The organism is Planctomycetaceae bacterium (assembly GCA_021371795.1).
In the GTDB taxonomy this organism is placed as follows: Bacteria; Planctomycetota; Phycisphaerae; order Sedimentisphaerales; family UBA12454; genus UBA12454.
In genome coordinates this window covers 359461-378301 of the sequence record JAJFVK010000019.1, presented here as the reverse complement: position 1 = coordinate 378301, position 18841 = coordinate 359461, and the positions used below count along the sequence as shown (strand labels likewise).

The following is an 18841-nucleotide window of genomic DNA, read 5'->3' as shown; positions in this document are numbered from 1 at the left end:
CATTGTCGGGATTCCACAATTTTGATTTTTTATTTTTAATTTTTGCATTTAGTTATCCGATTTTCTCTATAAGACCGTCTTTCATATGCAGTCGGCTGCGCGCATAAGCCGCGATATCCGGCTCGTGCGTTACCATAATAATCGTTGTGCCTTCTTTATTCAGTTCAGTCAGCAGTTCCATAATCTGAACGCCTGTATGACTGTCGAGATTTCCTGTCGGCTCATCGGCGAGAATAATATGCGGGTCGGCAGCCAGCGAACGCGCAACGGCCACTCTCTGCATTTGTCCGCCGGAAAGCTGCGCAGGCCTGTGATTAAGTCTGCTTTCAAGTCCGACTTTCTCAGCCAGTTCTTTCGCTTTTTTTTCACTTTCTTCAGCGCTCCAGCCCAGATAATACAACGGCAGTTCGATATTTTTCTGAACCGTTAGTTGCGGAATCAGATTGAAGCTTTGAAAGATGAAGCCGATGTATTTGAGTCTGATATCGCTTAGCTCGTCGTCGTCCAGCGTGCTCACATCTTTATACTGCAGCAAATACTGTCCGGAAGTAGGGCGGTCAAGGCAGCCGAGAATATTCATCATTGTGCTTTTACCCGACCCGCTTGGCCCCATTATCGCCCAGAAGCTGCCTTTTTCAAATGTGATACTCACCCCGTCCAGCGCACGTACAGGTTCGCTTCCCATTTCATAAATCTTGTGAATATTATTAAATCTGACTATGTCCATAAAATACTGTCGCCGCAGGCGAATCCGCAATTTTGAAATTTAATTTTCGCTTTCGAACATTTTCTTCATTTTTTCTTTTTCTTTCTCTTGTTCTTCCGGCGTCATTTTCTCGAATTTCTTTTTCATTTCTTCGAGTTGTTCAGGCGTCATATTTTGAAGTTTTTTCCTGATTCGTTCAGCTTTTTTGGCTTCGGCATCGTCTTTTGGCGTAGCTGCCGGGGCGGTGTTTGTATCGGTGTTTGCATTTATAGTTGTCTCGACGCTTTTCAGTCCGTCAGAGATTTTCCCCTGCATACCATCACCGAAATCTTTGTCGGTCTTTGTGTTCGCCGTTGCTGCCGCTTTGAGTGGAGGATTGAGCAGAACTACATCTCCGTCTTTTAGCCCTTCAATGATGTGAATGACTTTGTTGTTATCCAATCCGACTTTAACTGTTCTCGGCTCGAAAGTTTTGCCGTTTTTGACATACACTGTAGGTTCCTGCCCGATTCTGATAACTGCCTGCAGAGGAACATAAAGTGCTTCTTTGTACTGTGCGACGATAATTTCCGCCTGACAGCTCATACCGCTTCGCAGCGTAACATCTTCGCCGTCGATGCTGACTTTAGTGGTGTACAGCTTCAGGTCCGGATTCATCCACATGCTTCGCGCATCCGGCAGGGGCGCAATTTGTTGAATTGTGCCATAGTATTTTTTGTCCTGAAGCGCATCGACTGTGATAACCGTCGGCATTCCTTTTGATATTTTTTTCAGATAAGATTCGTGCACCATAATTTCCGCATCAGAAGCGTTGCCCGTCGGCAGGTAAATCAATTCCTGGCGTTCATAGACTTCCACTCCGACATCAAGCGGTTCGCTGCTTGAGCCTCGCCAGCCGCCGGTATTTTTCGCACTGCTTGCGTAAATTACAAGCCCGTCGTCCGGTGCGTATATTTTTGTTTTTGAAATTTGCATCACAATTTTGTCGCGTTTGTCTTTTTGACGTCCGAATTCGGATTCTTTTGCTTTTAGTTCCGCTTCGGCCTGTATAACATCGGCGTGAGCCTTGCGTTTTGTGCGTTCAAGCGCCATTTCCGCCTGATTGACATCACTTGTCTTTTGTGCAAGTTCCCGTTTATAGGTGTATTCTTCGAGCAGTTTTTTATCCTGTTCTGCGATTTGCACATTCATTTCCGCTTCATCTTTTGCGAGCCTGTCGCCCTGAAGTTCAGTATTGGAAATGAAATTTTCTCCCGCGAGTTTTTCCGACCACATCAGCGTGTCTTTGGCACGCTCAAATTTTTCTTTGTTCAGCGTTATTGTCGCGTCTCGTTTGTGAAGTTCGTTCAGATAATCGCCCTTGGTATATTTTTCCAAATCCTGTTTTGCGAAATCAAGCGTCAGCACCGCAAGGTCAACATCGCTTGTCGTCTGGTTTTTAACGACCGCGAGGTTTTCGTTTGAGCTTATATATGCTGCTTCCGCGTTTTGAACGTCTATTTCACGATCGATTTTCGTATCTTCAAGAGCGCTCACATCTAATTCAATAAGCAGTTCGCCTTTTTTTACACGTGTTCCTTCCGGCACGACGTAGGTAATCAGCGTTTTGCCTTCAATTTCGCTTTTGAGTATGATTTGGTCTCTGGCCTTTATCGTTCCAGACTCTACGAAGCTGATAGTCAGAGGGCCTTTTTTGACTGTGTATATCGGCCCGTTGGATTTTGAATTATCGTTTGCAGTCAGAAAGTATCCAGACAGCAGCAGTACCGCTGCCGCAAGCACCACCACGCCGATAATGTATTTGCTATTTAATAATTTCATAATTTATCTCCTGGATGAATCAGGATTAGATTCCACAATTTTGATATTTGATATTTAATTTTTGATTTAATTACCATATTCTTTCCAAAGACCGTTTTCATCTATTTCCAAAACGCCCATATCTCTTTGTATATTCAATTCCGCTATTCTATACTGCACAACCGCCGCCGTCAGCGAATTCTGCGCCTCAAGCAAAGCGTCCTGTGCGTCAGTCAAATCACGCATTGCCGCTCGGCCCGCGTCCAAAAACATATTTACGCTTTTGACACGCTTCTGTGCGACAGCAACCGCCTTTGCCTGTATGTACATATTCTCACGAGCTTCAAGCAAACTTCGCAAAGAATTTCTAATATCCAATTTAATTGAATCTTCCGTCGCCTGAACATCACGCACGGCCTGTTGAAGCAGAATGTAACTGTTGCGATAGGCCACAGCTTCTTCGGTTCGTTCAATCGGCAAATCAAGAGTTACCAGCGATTCGAAAAGTCCTTCGTTGGACACAAAGTGTGCATTGTCATTTGTCGCCGAGCCGACCGAAGACCTTCGCGAGCCGATATTTGCTCTTCCCAGAAACGTCAATTCAGCCCGCAATGCGTCCGCCGCCACAACAACCGCTCGTTGCGAATCGTAAACCATACCTTCAGTCGTTCGCAAATCAAGTCTGTTGAAAAATGCCAGCCGAACAGCGTTAGGCTCTTTAATCTCATAATGCCCTGCGTTTTTATAATCAGGCTCGAGCAGCAGCACAAGGCTGTTAGCATCGTTCGCATCGGCATTCTCAAGTTTAGCCTGTTCATCTGCTAACTTCATCATCGCTTTCGACGATGCGACAAGTTTGGAAAGTTCATTCGGGTCAAGCGCTATATTCGCATCCGGCGGAAGCCCGAGGAATACTTTAAATGAGTCCAATTGGTTTTTATATGCTTGTACTGATGATATCCAGTTTTGCCGTGCGGACAATTCGGTTTGCACCGCTTGGTCGACTTCGATTTCCTGAATTCTGCCCGCATCGGCAAGCCTTCGGCTTCTTTTAGCCGACGCGATTCTGCTGCGATAGTCTGCCTCGCTGTTTTTGATTCTGTCTAATTGCTGAACTACGGACAGATATTTCGTCGCGACATTGACCGCGAAATCTTTTTTGTATTGTTCAAAATCCCAGAATGAGTAAATAACGTTTCTGTCCGCCTGAACGAGCGGCTCTGTAACAATATGCCTTCCGGAACCTCGCAGCAGGGGGATGGAAATACTCGCATCGCCCGCAAGTCCTGTCGAGGATGCTCCGCCGAGTGTGAGCAGATTAGCCAAATCTATTCCCAGCGAAGAAGATATTTCTGCGCCGTTCATAAATTTTCTGCTGACGCCGACATCGCCGCTGACCACGTTTCCGCTTACAGTCCTGTTGCCGGTTGTGTCCGTACTCGTGAGATTTTGAAGCTGTGCGAAAAATATGTTGCGGAATTCGTTGCGTTCAAGTTCAAGGTCAAGCGCAGTTTGGAAAATCGTTTCCTTCTTCGTTTGATAATCCATACTGTTATAAGCGCCGATTTGCAGCGACTGCATCAGTGAAATTACGACTGTCTGATTAACATCGTTGATGTCGTTTGTTTTTCCGCTGACAACTTCAGCGGGATAATTTTTCTCCGGCCAATGTTCGATTTTTTGTAAATCTTCCACGCCCAAAGACGCCGCACCGGACACAGGAAGTTTTTGACCTTTGAGCAGCCGTTTTCGGAGAATATCGCTTGGCCGTTCGATAGAAAAAGGTGAATTTTTGCCGGTCGCTTCGAACTGCTTTTCGGCAAGAATTTTTTCTGCTTTTTTGTCAATTTCATCGCGCCGCTCGGCAGGGCTGCAACCCCCCAGTAGATTGCAGACCGCCAATATCAATAAACACACAAAGAGCCTTATTCTTAACTCTTTGTGAATAATCAACTTATAAACATTGCTTTTCATATCGCGATAGTATCTCTGTTATTAATGTACATGTACGTAAGTAGTATATCGGCCGATAGTTTAGGTAACATAGAAAATTTAGTTATTTTACAAAAATGACATATCTGGTTAGCCCTGCCATCATTTCAATTCCCGATTCTTCTGGATTTTTCTGCCCTGCAAAGAAAAATCAGAGGGAACTTTGGCAGGGTTATAAAACAGAAATTTCAAAAAATCTTCAACATTAAATGCCCTGTGTCATTCCCGCCGTAGGTGGTTTCCAACAAAAAATTCAATTCCTTACATTTTCGCTTTGAAAAACAACAAAAAAGCCCATACAATATCTATATATATTTTTTTACGGGAGCGAAAATGAAAAACGTGGCGGTATTATTTTTGCCATCACGAGGAATCATCAGTTTATTTAGCCCCCGGACCTGTGCCGGGGGAGTATTGAATCCGTCAATGAATATTCCGAGAGCGGGTACAGTAAACATTGAAGATTGAGAAGAAATAAAAAATATAATTATAAAGGAAATAAAATGGCAGAACCATTAACAATAAGAAAAATTATTGATCGTATTTCGTCAGGGGACATTAGAATTCCAGCATTTCAAAGAGGATATGTATGGTTACCAGATCAGGTAGCTTTCTTAATAGATAGTATTTACAAAGGATTTCCTATAGGTACCATTTTTTTATGGTGCACTGATAATAGGTTGAAATCCGAAAAAAGTCTTGGCCATTTTGTTTTACCTGAACCTAAAAAAGACTACCCCGTTAACTATGTGTTAGATGGTCAGCAAAGATTGACTTCACTATTTAGTGTTTTTCAAACAGAGTTAAAACCATCCATTGATAATACTGAAAACGAATGGATAGATATATATTTTGACGTAGATGTTGACGAGAATCTTCAAGATAGTCTTTTTTTTGCTTTAAGAGATTCGGAAGTTGATGTTAAACGTCATTTTCCAATGAAGACAATGTTTGATTCTGCGGAATATCGCAGAGCAACAAGTAATTTTGTTGGTGAAAAAATTGCAAAGATTGATAAAGTACAAGAAAAGTTTAAAGAAGCATTGATTCAAGTACAATCTCTCGAGACGGACGATAGAAATAAGGTGGCAATTGTATTTGAAAGAATTAACAGGGCTGGCACAGAATTGGATATATACCAATTATTAACTGCATGGAGTTGGTCAGAAGATTTCGATTTACAAGAAAAATTTAATATTCTGGTGGAACAAATTTCACCATTTGGTTTTGGTGATTTTTCAAATGATCAAGATTTACAGCTTAAATGTTGTAGTGGGGTTATAGTAAATGAAGCTTCTCCATCAGCTATCCTGAGAATGCAAGGGGAAGATGTTAGGAATAAATTCTTGGAAGTAGAGAATGGCATTAAGAGTAGCATAGACTTCTTAAAAAAAGAAGTCAAAGTATCTTCGCTGGCTTGTATGCCATTTGCTTCAATGATGGTTGGACTAACCACATTCTTTGCCTCAAATAAAATAGCTGGAATGACAATGACTGACAGTCAAAGACGAGAAATTTTAAGGTGGTTTTGGAGGTCAATATTTTCTCAAAGATATTCTGCGGGCGTTAATAAAAGGCATGAAACCGATATTGCAGAGTTTCAGAAATTAAAAGCAAATCCAGATTATAAACTTAAAGAATTTAATGTAAATATTGACGAATCATTTTTTTTAAATAGTCGTTTTAACGTATCTTCTGTAAACACCAAATCATTCATTTTGCTACTATCACAATTTTCACCTAAATCGTTTATTTCTGGTGCAAATGTTGATCTAGAAGAAGTTCTTAAAAAAGCAAACCGGAATGAATTTCATCACATTTTCCCAAATAAATATTTAAAAAGATTGGGTACGCCACAAAATAAAATCAACTGTTTAGCAAATTTCTGCTTTCTTAGCAATGCAGACAACCAAAAAATAAAAGACAAAGCACCGAACGAATATAAAACATTAATTCCTAATACTACATTAAAAGATATAATGATCCACGCCTTATGCCCGGAAAATTCATTAGACTTAAATTTTGATCAATTTTTAACTGATAGAGCAAAACTTCTTCTTGGAAAAGTACGTGAATTGATAAAATAAAAACTAATTTGAACAATTATTTCCAGCTATATTTTTGGATTTTGTGTTTTGGTATTATGTGTAAATTAAAATAATTTTGAATCAAACCCGTTTAAAAATGATTAAAGAAAATATAAAAATAGTAAGTAAATCATTTGATGATAATATTGAATCAGTATTCGATTTAATGAAATTCGATGAACTTGTCCAAGGAATAGGGTTAAAAAGCCTTCAAACAGCTAAAGATGCTTTAGAAAAGTTTTCACCAAATTCTCCCAAACTCCAAACTATTAATAATCAATATAAAATACTAAAAGATATTAGGCAGCATGATTCTTTAGCGATTCATTATCAAAAAATGTTTAATCAATGTATTGTATTATTAGTTTCATATTTTGCTTCTGCTGTAGAAGATTTATTTATAATATCCTTGTCCCACAAATTGAAAAATTTTTCTCAAGCTATAAAAAGCAAAGACAAGGACGATATTAAAATTACGATCGGTGAATTGATAGATCTAAATTTTGACTTGTCCCCCAAAAAAGTTGCTGAATTGCTTGTAAAAAGAAAAGAAATAAATTTTCAAGACATGAAAAGTATTTTTAGAGAATTCAATAATTATTTTGATTTCGAAATACCAAAAGATTTAAATACAAATAATATTATTTTAGCTCAGCATTGCAGACATGTTTTAGTACATTCCGCTGGGATCATGAACAAAAAGGCACTAGACCAAATTAAGGATGCGGATCCCAGAAGTATCAAAACAAATTTAAGAGAAGATGATGAGATCAATTTTACTGAAGATGAAATTAAAATAGTTGCGAACAGTATGAAAGTATATTTTAGTAATGTTGTTGACCAGTGCATATCAGCATTGGCGTTAATATAGAAAATACTTATAATACTTACGAGTAGCCGACCTATTAGAATAATTAGAGAATAATTAGGGACAGCCACCAATTAATTTAGATTCCCGCGAAATGCTTGTCTGCCGTAGGCAGGAAGAAATAAAGGTGTCCGGTACATTTTAGATATTAATAGGGCAGTCCTTTTTTTAATTAAAAATTAAGCATTAAGAATTTAAAATTCCCACGTAACGCTTGTCTGCCGCCAGTTAATTCCGTATTCTATGTTCTGAGTTCTAAGTTCTGTGTTCTTCGTAAAACTCTGCAAGTTTTCAAAACACCGATTTTCCATTTCTGTTATTTCTGACGATTTCACTGACATTTATTATCGTTCCAGTTGATTTCAGTGCATTTTACCGTGATTTAGTAATTTTTTTTGTTTGTGAAACTTGCGCCTTGCGTAATTTTGCGATAAGAACGCGCAATTTCTATTTGCTGCTGGCTGCTGACTACTACTAATAGTATGTTTGAAATTTTGCGCAAGCGAATACTTGCGCTGATTTGGCTAATTTTCGAATTTTTTGATTTTTGAGAAGGATTTTGAGTGTTTTTTTGACGTTTTGCCGAATACTTGCGCGTATTAAACACTGTTTTTGATAAAAAATTGAAAAACTGAAAAAAACGTTAATCTGATATTTGGCAGACGGTTAGAAGAGAAACTGTTCAAAACGTGCGCATTCTTATTTTGAGTAAAAACAGCCATAAGTCGTGTATTTTCGTAACACAGGTGAACACGAAATTGCGTTTATTTTGGAAGTGTGATAGAGAACTTTGTACCTTTGCCTGCGTTTGATTCTACGCTAATTGTGCCATCGTGCGATTCGACAATCTCTTTACAGAAATGCAGGCCAAGTCCGGCGCCTGCTCGCGCGGCAGGTGATGTCGGCGTTTTGGTCGTGAAGAAAGGCTGGAAGATTTTTTCCATATCTTCGGCTGAAATTCCGCTTCCTGTGTCTGTGATTTCAATAATAACAGAATTGTTTTCCTGTCTGGCTGTTATAGTTAAAGCTCCGCCTCTTGGCAGCATTGCCTCGCGGGCGTTGATTATCAGGTTCATCATTACCTGCTGCATCTGCACCGGTACGACGGAAACGTCTAAATCGTCCGGTATTTCTTTTACGACTTTGATGCAGTCCTTTTCGAAATCTCTGCTGATGCAGGAGAATACTTCGCTGACGAGCTGTTTGAATCGGCAGACGCGTTTTTCGGCGGCTTCGCCGTTGACGATGGCCATTATGCTGTCGAGGATTTCAGACGCTCTTGCGCTGTTGTGGACTGTCTTTTGCAATGCCTTTTCGGTAAGCGCTTTATCGTTCGGATTGCTCAAGGCGACGTTGGCGTAATTGCTTAACGGCATAAGGATATTATTTATTTCGTGTGCAATCATAGCCGTAAGTGTGCCGAGGTTGGCAAGCGTCTGCAAACGTGTAAGGCGGGCTTCCAATTCCTTTTTCTGCAGCAGTTGTTCGCTTATTTCTTTGTTAAGGGATCTGCGTTTTGCGATAATCGGTGCCAATATAGACTCCATTTATGTGCCGTGGGCACTTTATATTAATTATAAAAAATACTTTAAAAAATACTGCTATTACGGTATATTAACCCATTGTAGATATCGACATTATGGACGAAATTCCTTAAAAGTATGGAAAATAAAGCTATACTTGACGATTTAGTGGAGCTGTTGGAGAACAACAGTGTTAAGATACGTAAAGATTCTATGGGTGGCGGGGGAGCGGGATTGTGCAAATTGAAGAATGGGTATATGTTTTTTATGGATACCGATTCTAATATTTATGAGAACGCGTTAAATTGCGCAAGGGCAGTAAAAGAAATCGTTGATATCGAAACAATTTACCTCCGGCCGGAGGTAAGAGATTTTGTTGAACAGAACGGCGGATAAAAGGAAATATTATACTATGTCTGGTAAAAGTACGGCGAAAAAAAATATGAACGACAGTGGAAAAGAAATCGCGAAAATTCTGGTAGTTGACGACAACGAGCAGAATTTGGAATTGATACAGGCGTATTTGGAAGACATTGAATGTAAGACGATACCAGCACAGGACGGCATTATTGCGCTGGAAATTATCAAGGAAAACAAGCCTGATTTGGTTCTGCTGGACGTTATGATGCCGAAGATGAGCGGTTTTGAAGTCTGCCGAAGAATCAAGAACAATCCGGCTACAGCGGATTTGCCGGTGATTATGGTTACTGCCCTTAGCGAAATGGGCGATATCGAAAGGGCGATTGAATCCGGAACTGACGATTTTTTGAGCAAGCCGGTGAATAAATTCGAACTACTGACGAGAGTCCGGACAATGCTCAAACTCAAGCACCTGACCGACAAACTTGAAAAAACACTTGCGTATCTTAGCGAACTGGAAAAAGCGCAAAAGTAACAATTCAAGTCCATAATTCATTTAAAAAAAATCAGCCGAGTTTGCGTCCGATAAATTTTGCTTTTTTGCTAAATATATCCCACAGTTCTCATTTTCATAGAATTTCATCAACAGCATCCCTTTTTATGACGATTTAATAATGTTAACTATAGTGTCTGTAAGTGTTTTAATAACAATTGGTTTATAAAAAAGTATGCAGATCAAAATATCGAATGTAGGACTGGCGGCGAAGCTGAGTGGGAATAAGTTGGAAATCCTGGATTAAGGAAGGTCGTTATGAAAGGTATTATCAATAAGGGCATTCAAGAAATGGTTGAGAATAAATATGGAGAGCCGGCATGGGAAAAAGTCAAGTCGATTGCCGGCTGCGAGGAGCCATTCTTTGCTGTCAGCCTTGACTATCCTGATGAGATGACAATAGCTTTGATCAAGGCTGCATCAGAGGTTTCCGGCCTGCCATTGGAAACAGTGATGGTCGAGTATGGAAAGTTTATGGTGCCGAATGTTCTGAAAAAGTACTACCCCACGTATTTTCAGATGGCAGGTTTGTCGCCTCGTGAATTTCTTCTTAATATGGGTCGAGTTCACGAACATGTTACCAGAAGTGTTTTAGGTGCGTTGCCTCCCAAGTTTGACTATGAGGAACTGCCGGACGGTCGATTGCTTATGCATTACTCATCCGGACGTCGGCTGTGCGCCGTGCTTCGCGGACTGATTCTCGGCGTGGGAATACTCTTTGGCCAGCAGCTTGAGGTTCGTGAAACGGCCTGCATGTACAAGGGGGACAACCGATGTACTATGGAGATAAGCTTCCCATGAAACAGGATGCTGCCATTACGGAAATTAGTTTAGAGTCATTGTCGGGCATAGTGCCGTTCATTCTTGTGACGGACGAAAATATGACGATAATGTGGGCGAGCAGTGCAATCCTAAAACATAGGCCTGAAGCAGTCGGCATAAGAATATCTGACCTGCTTAAATTAAAAAATTGTTCTGAAGAAATATCTACGGTAATTCTGCAAACAAAAGTGGACGAATCCCGCGAATTTTTACTTCTTAATAACAATAACGAAACCCCTTTAATTGGTCGATGGCTGCGTTCCGGTGACGGCTTTGTTCTGTTGGCAACGCCGAATGCGAAAACTAACGAGGACCTGTCATTGTTTTCCATGGACGATTTTCCAGAGCATGACCATCTTATTGACCTACTGGTAGCTCGAGGGGAAACATTTTTCTCCCTCAAGGAAGCTGCTTCCGCGGCAAGTGCCTTAAAAAACAAAAACAGAGAAATCGAGACTGCAAAACGGCGATTGGAGTCGGTTAATGCTGTTCTTGAAAATGAAATAACCGAACGTAAAAAGGCGGAAGAAGAGATAAGACGCTCGCAACAGATTCTGCAGGATATGTTAGACGCAATGCCTTTCGGCGTTCTTGTTGTCGGAAAAGACAAAATAATTCGAAGAGTAAATAATGCCGTGATGAAACTGACAGGCTTTGACAAGGAAGAACTTGTCGGCAGTCTGTGCCATCGTACGTTATGTCCGGCGGAAATAAATAAATGTCCGATTCTGGATTGCGGACAAACGCTTGATCATTCTGAAAGAAAATTAATAACAAAGCAAGGACAAACAATACCTATCATAAAAACCGCAGTACCTCTGAAAATCGGCAACGAGGAAGTGCTTCTTGAGGCTTTCATGGATATAACCGATCGCAAGAAAGATGAAGAAAAGGTGAAACATCTTAACGCAGAGCTTGAGAGTTCAATGGTCAAACTCAAAGAGGCAAACGAGGAAATGAAAAATTTTGTTTATATAGCTTCGCACGATTTGCGTGAGCCGCTGCGGAAAATCACGGCGTTCGGCAGTATTTTGGAAAAATCATTGAAAGACAAACTTGATGCCGATGACTCTGAAAACCTGAAGTTTATGATAGACGGCGCAACCCGAATGAATATGATGATTGAGGGGCTGCTGGCTTACTCGCGTGCAAGTACAAGGAAACTTCCGCCGCAGGCTGTTGACCTGAACGAAATTATAACACAATTGCGGCAGTTCGAACTGTCGGTTGTTCTGCAGGAGAAAAACGTAATCGTAGAAGTTCCCGCGTCGCTGCCTTGTGTTAACGCAGACCCAGGTCAAATACGTCAAATGCTGCAAAATATTATCGCCAACGGCATAAAATACCAGCCGAAGGACAGAACGCCGAAAATAACTATCGCCAGCAAACCGGACGCAGACGGAATGGTTAGAATCGAAGTGTCCGATAATGGAATCGGAATCAAGCCGGAATATTTGACCTCGATATTCGCGATGTTCAAGCGTTTGCATACGAGAAACGAATACGAGGGTACGGGCATCGGTCTTGCCGTGTGCAAAAAAATCGCCGAACGCCACGGCGGGAAAATCGGCGCTGAATCCGAATACGGCAAAGGCTCGACTTTCTGGTTTACGGTGCCTGCTGTCGGCAACAATGTAGAATATGATGTTATTGACTCCAAAAATCAGGTTAAGTCAGATGCAGTAAGTGCCGAAGAAAAGTCAACTGTATAGGCGGAATCCGGCCATAATGAGCAGAGGAATCGCATATATGGATTTGGGATATGGATATGATATTGTGATAAATGACAGTAAAAAGAAACTGACACCTGCCAGTGCGGTGGAAGGATGTTCAGTATAAATATGTATATGTGCGAAATTGTATGCGATGGAGATCAATAGTTTCGTGCGTGAAAGTATGAAAGGGGAATATATGGAAAATAAACTAATAAAAGTGCTGTTAATCGAAAACGATTCGGCAGATCAGGTTCTGGTCAAAAACGCGCTGATGAACTGCGGGTACAATGTAGATCTTAAAATGGTACCCAATGCCGAATACGCTTTAAAATATTTGCAGAAGACGCTGGATAATCCGGCGAAATTTCCGCGGCCAGGTTTGATTCTGCTTGATTTGAATATGCTCGGACTGGGCGGCAAAGGCTTTCTGAAAGAAATAAAAGCCAGTGAAGATTTTGAGTCTATTCCGATAGTGGTGCTGTCTTCGTCAGACCAGCAAAACGATGTGGATGAATGTTACAAACTGCACGCGGCGGGCTATATACATAAAATGGCGTCATTGCAGGAATATAATTCGGTATTCGAAACAATAGTGCAGTACTGGTACCCAGTTTCAAGTGTGATATAGCAAATTAGTTTAACAACTTTTTGAAATATTGGAGCAAAAATGGAAATTTACAAAGCAGTAACAATTATGTTGGTTGAGGATGACCCGGGCGACCAAAAGCTCATCAAGACCTCGCTGAGAGAGCAGAAAATAACCAATATGCCTCTTGTATTTAACTGCGGTGAGGACGCTTTGGCCTATCTTCAGAAAATAAAAGAGGAACAAGCTTTAATGCCCGATTTGATTTTGCTCGACCTGAATATGCCTGGTATGGGCGGGCGAGAATTCCTTCGTCTGATAAAATCTGACAACATTCTGGAAGTCGTCCCTGTTGTGATACTGACAACAAGCGATGCGGATAGAGACATCCTCGAAAGTTTCAGGCTTCAGGCGGCAGGCTATATCAAAAAACCCGTTAATCTTCCGGATTTCCAGGAAGTAATTCAAAAATTAAGCGATTATTGGTTTACAGTTTGCAAAAGAGTGGTACATGACCCAGCAAGAGAATATAGTGAAAGTTTTACTTGTCGATGATGATGAGCTTGACCGCAGATTAGTCAAACTCGTCCTTGTTCAGTCACAAGGAAGCGTCAGATTCAACATCGATACCGCTGCGTCCTTATCGGAAGCACTGGGCAAGATGCAGTCCGGAACTTACGATATAATTCTGGAAGACATGAATTTGTCGGATTGCAGGGGCACGGAAATTGTTGAAAAAGTTTCCGCGGCTGTGCCGAATGTTCCGATAGTCGTGCTTACAGGTTTTGATGATGATGATGCGGGCCTGGAGGCAATTCGCGCAGGTGCAGAAGACTATTTAGTCAAAGGCAGCGGTCTTGAATACACTCTTGTCAAAACCATACGATATGCCATTGAGAGAAAAAAATCCAAGGCGAGCCTGATAGAAGCCAAAAACGAGCTTGAGCAAACGAACGCCCAACTGATGCAAACAACAATAAAAGCAAATATACTGGCGCAGGAGGCGGAAAAAGCCAATGTTGCGAAAAGCCAGTTTCTTGCCAATATAAGCCATGAAATAAGAACGCCGATGAATGCGATTATCGGGTTTGGCGAAGTACTCGCCGAAGAGCCGCTCGGCGACGTGCAGAAAAGTTATGTCAAACTGATTCTCGACAGCGCTAAAAGGCTTCTCCTGCTAATTAATGATATTCTTGATTTTTCAAGAATTGAAGCCGGCAGGATGAAAGTTGAAAAAACAGAATGCGATGTCCAGGAATTAATCGCGAATATCGAATCGCTGATGAGGCCTGAAGCGACCGCCAAAAACCTTGAGTTTAATGTAGTATGTGAGCAAAATGTACCGCCTCTAATCAAAACTGACTCACTGAAACTGCGTCAGTGCCTGATTAACCTTGTCAGCAACGCAATCAAATTTACAGAGCAGGGGAAAATTGATATAGCAGTGGAATCTTTTGCGGACAATGAAAAATCCTTTATCGAGTTCCGCGTAACTGATACAGGTATTGGAATTCCGGCAGACAAACACGATGCTATATTTGAGGTCTTTACGCAAGCCGACGGCAGTATGACACGCAAATACGGCGGAACAGGCCTGGGACTGGCAGTGACACGCCAGCTTGCCAAACTCCTCGGCGGCAGTATAAAATTCACAAGCGAAGAAGGAAAAGGCTCTACATTTATATTGTCGATACCTGCCGATGTCGTTCATACATGCCGCAAAGCATCCAGTCACGATGTAATTAAAGAATATAATGGGAAGTTTTCCGGGGAAATTCTGGTCGTTGAAGACAGCCCCGCGAATCAGTTATTTTTGCGGCGCACACTTGAAAAACTCGGATTTACCGTCAGTGTTACAGCAGACGGTTTACAGGCGATAGAAGCTGTTCAAACTGAAAAATTCGATTTGATTCTAATGGATATGCAGCTGCCTAATATGAAAGGATTCGAGGTAACAAAAAAACTGCATAGTATGGGATTCAAAATACCAATTATAGCAATGACCGCCAGCCTTATGCACGAAGATGAACAGCAATGCCGTCAGGCAGGCAGCGACGATTTTATCGCCAAGCCGATAGATTGCGGTCTGTTAATCAAGGTACTGTGCAAATATATAACGCAGGCAGAAGTTGTTCACACCGCGTAAAATTATTCACCGCCATAAATAAATCGCATACGGCCGACATTGGGGATAATCGCGAGTTTGAAATTTCCCGGTCTAAAACCGCCCGGCCAATAAACAAAAAACGCTTTTCCTACCAGATAATCTCTCGGCACAATGCCCATCCGATACGAAATGCCATTGTTGCCGATTCCTTCAGACGACCAGAGTCTTGAGTCGTAACTGTCGGGACTGTTATCGCCGCACGCGAAAAATTCGTCCTGACCGAGTGTGAAAGGATTTCCTTCGCCGGCACGAAGAACAGGCTGTGTTCCAGCATTGCTCATATAATAAATGTCACGGTAAAGCTGTACATCATTGATAGTCAAATTTCCGCTGCCGAAGAAAGCCGCCGTCGGCGCAATTTCAGCAAATCGCGGACCGGCATCATTCGGCTCTGTTCCGAGGTCGAACACAAGTTTTTCGCCGGCGACTTCAAACGCAAGCAAATGGTCTGAATCTGAAAAGCTGACAGGGACATATTTATCCGTAAACGCAACGGAGATTTGTTTTTTTGCAAGCTCGACAGCGTTTCCATCTTCAGCGATTTTCACAATTCTCATCGTACCGTCTGAATCAAGCGACGCCTTGTATGAGGTCTTATACTTTGAAAGGGCGATTCCCATTACGCCGGTACTGCTTTGTTTGACAGCTAATTTCATCATCAAATCGCTGCAAAACGGCATATACGGATACGCTCCCGGATTGTCATAAGCATAGGTTGCGCGGAAATCATTTCCTTTTTGAGTATCATAAAACATTGTATTGATTTTGTCCGCATCGGTGGCCAGTGTAAACTCCAACGGTTGGGCAGTCTGCCATTGCCATTGTGAATTTGGCTCGTTCGTGAAAGGCTGCTGCCAGCCATGTTCATTGAATCTGCCTTCGAGCGGCTGTATCGGCTGAAAATTATTATTGTAGACCGGCATCCAATGCTCCTGCCGGACTTTCGCAGGTCTGCGAGCAAGCTTGCCATCGATATATACGTCGCCGTCGATTACCTCGACTGTTTCGCCGGGTTTGCCGATGAGTCTTTTAATGTAATTAATCTTCGGCTCAGTGGGGTTCTTGAAGACAAACACGTCCCATCGCTTTGGCTCGACAAATTGATACAGACTCTTGAAGACGAGTATTCTGTCGCCGTTGGACTTAACGGCCATCATATCAGGGCTTTCGTAATATCCGCAGCTTGGGCATCTGGGCAGGGGATAAGGTTTGTAATATCCGCCGGCTAAAGCATAACGCTGCTGAACGTAAGGATTGAAATTATACTCATATTTATAACCGCATTGAGTGCATCGCATACGGAAATGATCGCCCATTAGCGTGTCGGCCATACTGCCGGTTGGAATGCGGAACGCCTCGAGCACAAACGCCCTGAACACAAACGCCAGCACAAAAGCGGTGATAATCCATTCAAAAGTATTCGCAATCGATTCGGCGGTCTTACTTTTTTTCGATTCTGTCATATTTAACCTTAAAAAATAAAAAAGTAAATATACCCTAAATCTGTTAAACTGCAAGAATTGTTTACAGCGGAAAAGGCCATTGACGATTAATGTAAAAAGAGATATTCTTTCGGATTAAAATTCGGTATTTAGAACAGAATATCAGGCAGCAGACAAGGAATACCTATGCTTACGGACAATATTCTTGACCTAATTGGCAACACGCCGTTAATCAGGCTTAAAGGCGAAACTATTTATGCTAAGGCGGAGTTTCTTAATCCCGGCGGAAGTATAAAAGACAGGGTGGCGCTGGCCATGCTCGAAGGGGCAGAACGCGACGGCAGGCTAAAAGCAAATTCCATCATTGTCGAACCTACCAGCGGAAACACCGGCATTGGCATCGCGCTTGTCGGCAGGCTTAAAGGCTACAAAGTCATCATCGTAATGCCGGAGAATATGAGCGAAGAACGCAAGAAACTTATAAAAGCGCTTGGAGCAGAGCTTATTCTTACTCCTGCAAAAAAGAGCATCGGCGGAGCGGTAGAAAAAGTAAAACAAATGGCCGCAGAGGATAAACACATATTTGTTCCGCAGCAATTTGAAAATCCTGACAATCCGCGAGTCCACTATGAACAGACGGCAGTCGAACTCTGGCGGCAAATGAGCGGCGATGTAAACTGTTTTGTCGCAGGCGTAGGCAGCGGAGGCACATTACAGGGTATCGGAAAATTCCTTAAAGAACACAGGAAAGACATAAAAATAGTAGCCGTTGAACCAAAAAATGTAAGCGCATTGCTTGGGCACGAGCCGGGACTGCACCAGATTCAGGGGATTGGAGACGGTTTCATACCAGCGGTGCTCGATGTCTCAATCGTTGACGAAGTGGTTGAAGTTACGGATGAAGACGCTATCGAGACAACAAGGCAGTTAGGCAATTCATTCGGCCTGCTTGTCGGAATTTCATCCGGCGCAAATGTGTGGGCTGCGCGTCAGCTTGCAAAAAAATATAAAGGCAACATCGCAACTGTCCTTCCGGACAGAGCGGAAAGATATTTCAGCACCGCTTTGTTATGATTTAACGGCGTCGGCGAAAACGCTGACGAGTTCCTGTGTTTCGTCCCAGCCTATGCAGCCGTCGGTAAGCGATTTGCCGTAAACAAGTTTCTCGACTTTGTCCGGCCTTTGGCTGCCCTCGGTAATGAAACTTTCGAGCATAACGCCGCTGATTAATTTCGTTCCGGTTTTCATCTGCATCGCTACATCAATTAACGCATTACGCTGGAGCCTGTAATCCTTGTTTGAATTTGCGTGGCTGCAATCAATGATAACGCCGTTTGATATTCCCGCCTTTTGGAGCATAACGCCCGCGAAAGCGACATACTCGGCGGTGTAATTCGGGCCGTCGGTGCCGCCTCGCATAACTATATGGCCGAATTTATTTCCAGTGGTTTCAGCGATTATAACCTGACCGTTGCGTCCGATTCCCAAAAATGAATGGGGACTCGCTGCGGCTTTCACAGCGTCAACAGCGGCAGAAAGATTTCCATCCGTTGAATTTTTAAAACCAATCGGCATAGATAAACCGCTTGCCATCTGGCGGTGAATCTGCGACTCGGCGGTTCGCGCGCCAATCGCCGCCCATGAAATTAAATCAGCAAAGTACTGCGGCACAATCGGGTCGAGAAATTCAGTAGCGCACGGCAGACCAATTTTGCCGATTTCGAGCAATATTTCACGTGCGCGACAAATTCCTTCTTCAATCTCGTATGAGCCGTCAAGGCCGGGGTCGTAGAGCATACCTTTCCAGCCGAGTGTCGTGCGCGGTTTTTCAAAATATGTCCGCATTACAATCAACAGTTTATTTGCGAACGCATCCTGAAGTTTTTTTAGTTTTTGTGCGTAATCAAAAGTTGCTTTTTTATCGTGCAGCGAGCAGGGGCCGGTTATTACGATTCGCCTTTTGTCTTCGCCGGTCAAAATCGACTGGATGATTTTCCTGCTTTGAGCGACAAGGTGCGCTGTTTCGTCCGAGAGCGGAAGTTTTTTCTTCAAATCGTCCGGCGTTATGAGCGGCTTAAAACCTTTAATATTTAGATTGTCTGTCAGTTCCATATTAGCTCAAAAAATATATAAACTTCCAGTATAGCTAATTTTTGACACATTTCAACGATTTTACTTGCAATATTCAGTGTAAAACAGTACTATAAAAGCGGAAACCAA

The 18841-nt window shown here is 42.3% G+C and carries 16 protein-coding genes; 10 read left to right on the top strand and 6 right to left on the bottom strand.

Features of this window, described 5'->3' with window-relative positions:
• Window positions 1-52 precede the first annotated feature (52 nt).
• From LLF92_10355 to LLF92_10345, 3 genes are all read right to left on the bottom strand, one after another.
• Window positions 53-727, bottom strand: a complete 675-nt coding sequence (locus LLF92_10355; GenBank protein ID MCE5341506.1) for an ABC transporter ATP-binding protein — start codon at window positions 725-727, stop codon at window positions 53-55.
• 39 nt (window positions 728-766) lie between these two features.
• Window positions 767-2527, bottom strand: coding sequence for a hypothetical protein (locus LLF92_10350; GenBank protein ID MCE5341505.1), 1761 nt, complete (start codon window positions 2525-2527; stop codon window positions 767-769).
• A gap of 66 nt (window positions 2528-2593) precedes the next feature.
• Window positions 2594-4480 (bottom strand): TolC family protein, encoded by a 1887-nt coding sequence (locus tag LLF92_10345; protein MCE5341504.1) that lies wholly within the window; start codon window positions 4478-4480, stop codon window positions 2594-2596.
• Window positions 4481-5001: 521 nt separating this feature from the next.
• Here LLF92_10345 and LLF92_10340 point away from each other — a divergent pair.
• Complete coding sequence (locus tag LLF92_10340) at window positions 5002-6585, top strand: DUF262 domain-containing protein (protein MCE5341503.1); 1584 nt, start codon at window positions 5002-5004, stop codon at window positions 6583-6585.
• 97 nt (window positions 6586-6682) lie between these two features.
• Window positions 6683-7456 (top strand): hypothetical protein, encoded by a 774-nt coding sequence (locus tag LLF92_10335; GenBank protein ID MCE5341502.1) that lies wholly within the window; start codon window positions 6683-6685, stop codon window positions 7454-7456.
• Window positions 7457-8217: 761 nt separating this feature from the next.
• Here LLF92_10335 and LLF92_10330 read toward each other — a convergent pair.
• On the bottom strand, window positions 8218-9000 hold the full coding sequence (locus LLF92_10330) for a HAMP domain-containing histidine kinase (protein MCE5341501.1): 783 nt from the start codon (window positions 8998-9000) through the stop codon (window positions 8218-8220).
• Window positions 9001-9114: 114 nt separating this feature from the next.
• Here LLF92_10330 and LLF92_10325 point away from each other — a divergent pair, with 114 nt between their 5' ends.
• From LLF92_10325 to LLF92_10295, 7 genes are all read left to right on the top strand, one after another.
• Window positions 9115-9372, top strand: a complete 258-nt coding sequence (locus tag LLF92_10325) for a hypothetical protein (protein ID MCE5341500.1) — start codon at window positions 9115-9117, stop codon at window positions 9370-9372.
• A 16-nt stretch (window positions 9373-9388) separates the two neighbouring features.
• Entirely contained in the window at window positions 9389-9871 is a 483-nt protein-coding gene (locus LLF92_10320) for a response regulator (GenBank protein MCE5341499.1), read from the top strand.
• Window positions 9872-10147: 276 nt separating this feature from the next.
• Window positions 10148-10690, top strand: coding sequence for a heme NO-binding domain-containing protein (locus LLF92_10315; protein ID MCE5341498.1), 543 nt, complete (start codon window positions 10148-10150; stop codon window positions 10688-10690).
• Entirely contained in the window at window positions 10687-12423 is a 1737-nt protein-coding gene (locus LLF92_10310) for a PAS domain S-box protein (protein ID MCE5341497.1), read from the top strand. The genes LLF92_10315 and LLF92_10310 overlap by 4 nt, the downstream gene beginning before the upstream one ends.
• 199 nt (window positions 12424-12622) lie before the next feature.
• The gene (locus tag LLF92_10305) at window positions 12623-13054 is read left to right on the top strand and encodes a response regulator (protein MCE5341496.1); all 432 of its coding nucleotides are present in this window, start codon (window positions 12623-12625) and stop codon (window positions 13052-13054) included.
• Between the two features lie 39 nt (window positions 13055-13093).
• Complete coding sequence (locus tag LLF92_10300; protein MCE5341495.1) at window positions 13094-13567, top strand: response regulator; 474 nt, start codon at window positions 13094-13096, stop codon at window positions 13565-13567.
• On the top strand, window positions 13545-15158 hold the full coding sequence (locus LLF92_10295; protein ID MCE5341494.1) for a response regulator: 1614 nt from the start codon (window positions 13545-13547) through the stop codon (window positions 15156-15158). Before LLF92_10300 ends, LLF92_10295 begins: the two co-directional genes overlap by 23 nt.
• Window positions 15159-15160: 2 nt before the next feature.
• Here the strand turns inward: LLF92_10295 and lepB are convergent, their stop codons facing one another.
• Window positions 15161-16642, bottom strand: coding sequence for a signal peptidase I (gene lepB / locus LLF92_10290; GenBank protein MCE5341493.1), 1482 nt, complete (start codon window positions 16640-16642; stop codon window positions 15161-15163).
• Window positions 16643-16807: 165 nt separating this feature from the next.
• Between lepB and cysK the strand changes: the two genes are divergently transcribed.
• Window positions 16808-17695 carry a cysteine synthase A gene (gene cysK / locus LLF92_10285; GenBank protein ID MCE5341492.1) on the top strand — a complete coding sequence of 296 codons (888 nt, stop codon included), beginning with the start codon at window positions 16808-16810 and terminating at the stop codon, window positions 17693-17695.
• On the opposite strand, the gene LLF92_10280 is transcribed toward cysK, so the two are convergent.
• Window positions 17690-18733, bottom strand: a complete 1044-nt coding sequence (locus LLF92_10280; protein ID MCE5341491.1) for a 3-deoxy-7-phosphoheptulonate synthase — start codon at window positions 18731-18733, stop codon at window positions 17690-17692. The genes cysK and LLF92_10280 overlap by 6 nt on opposite strands.
• Between the last annotated feature and the right edge of the window lie 108 nt (window positions 18734-18841).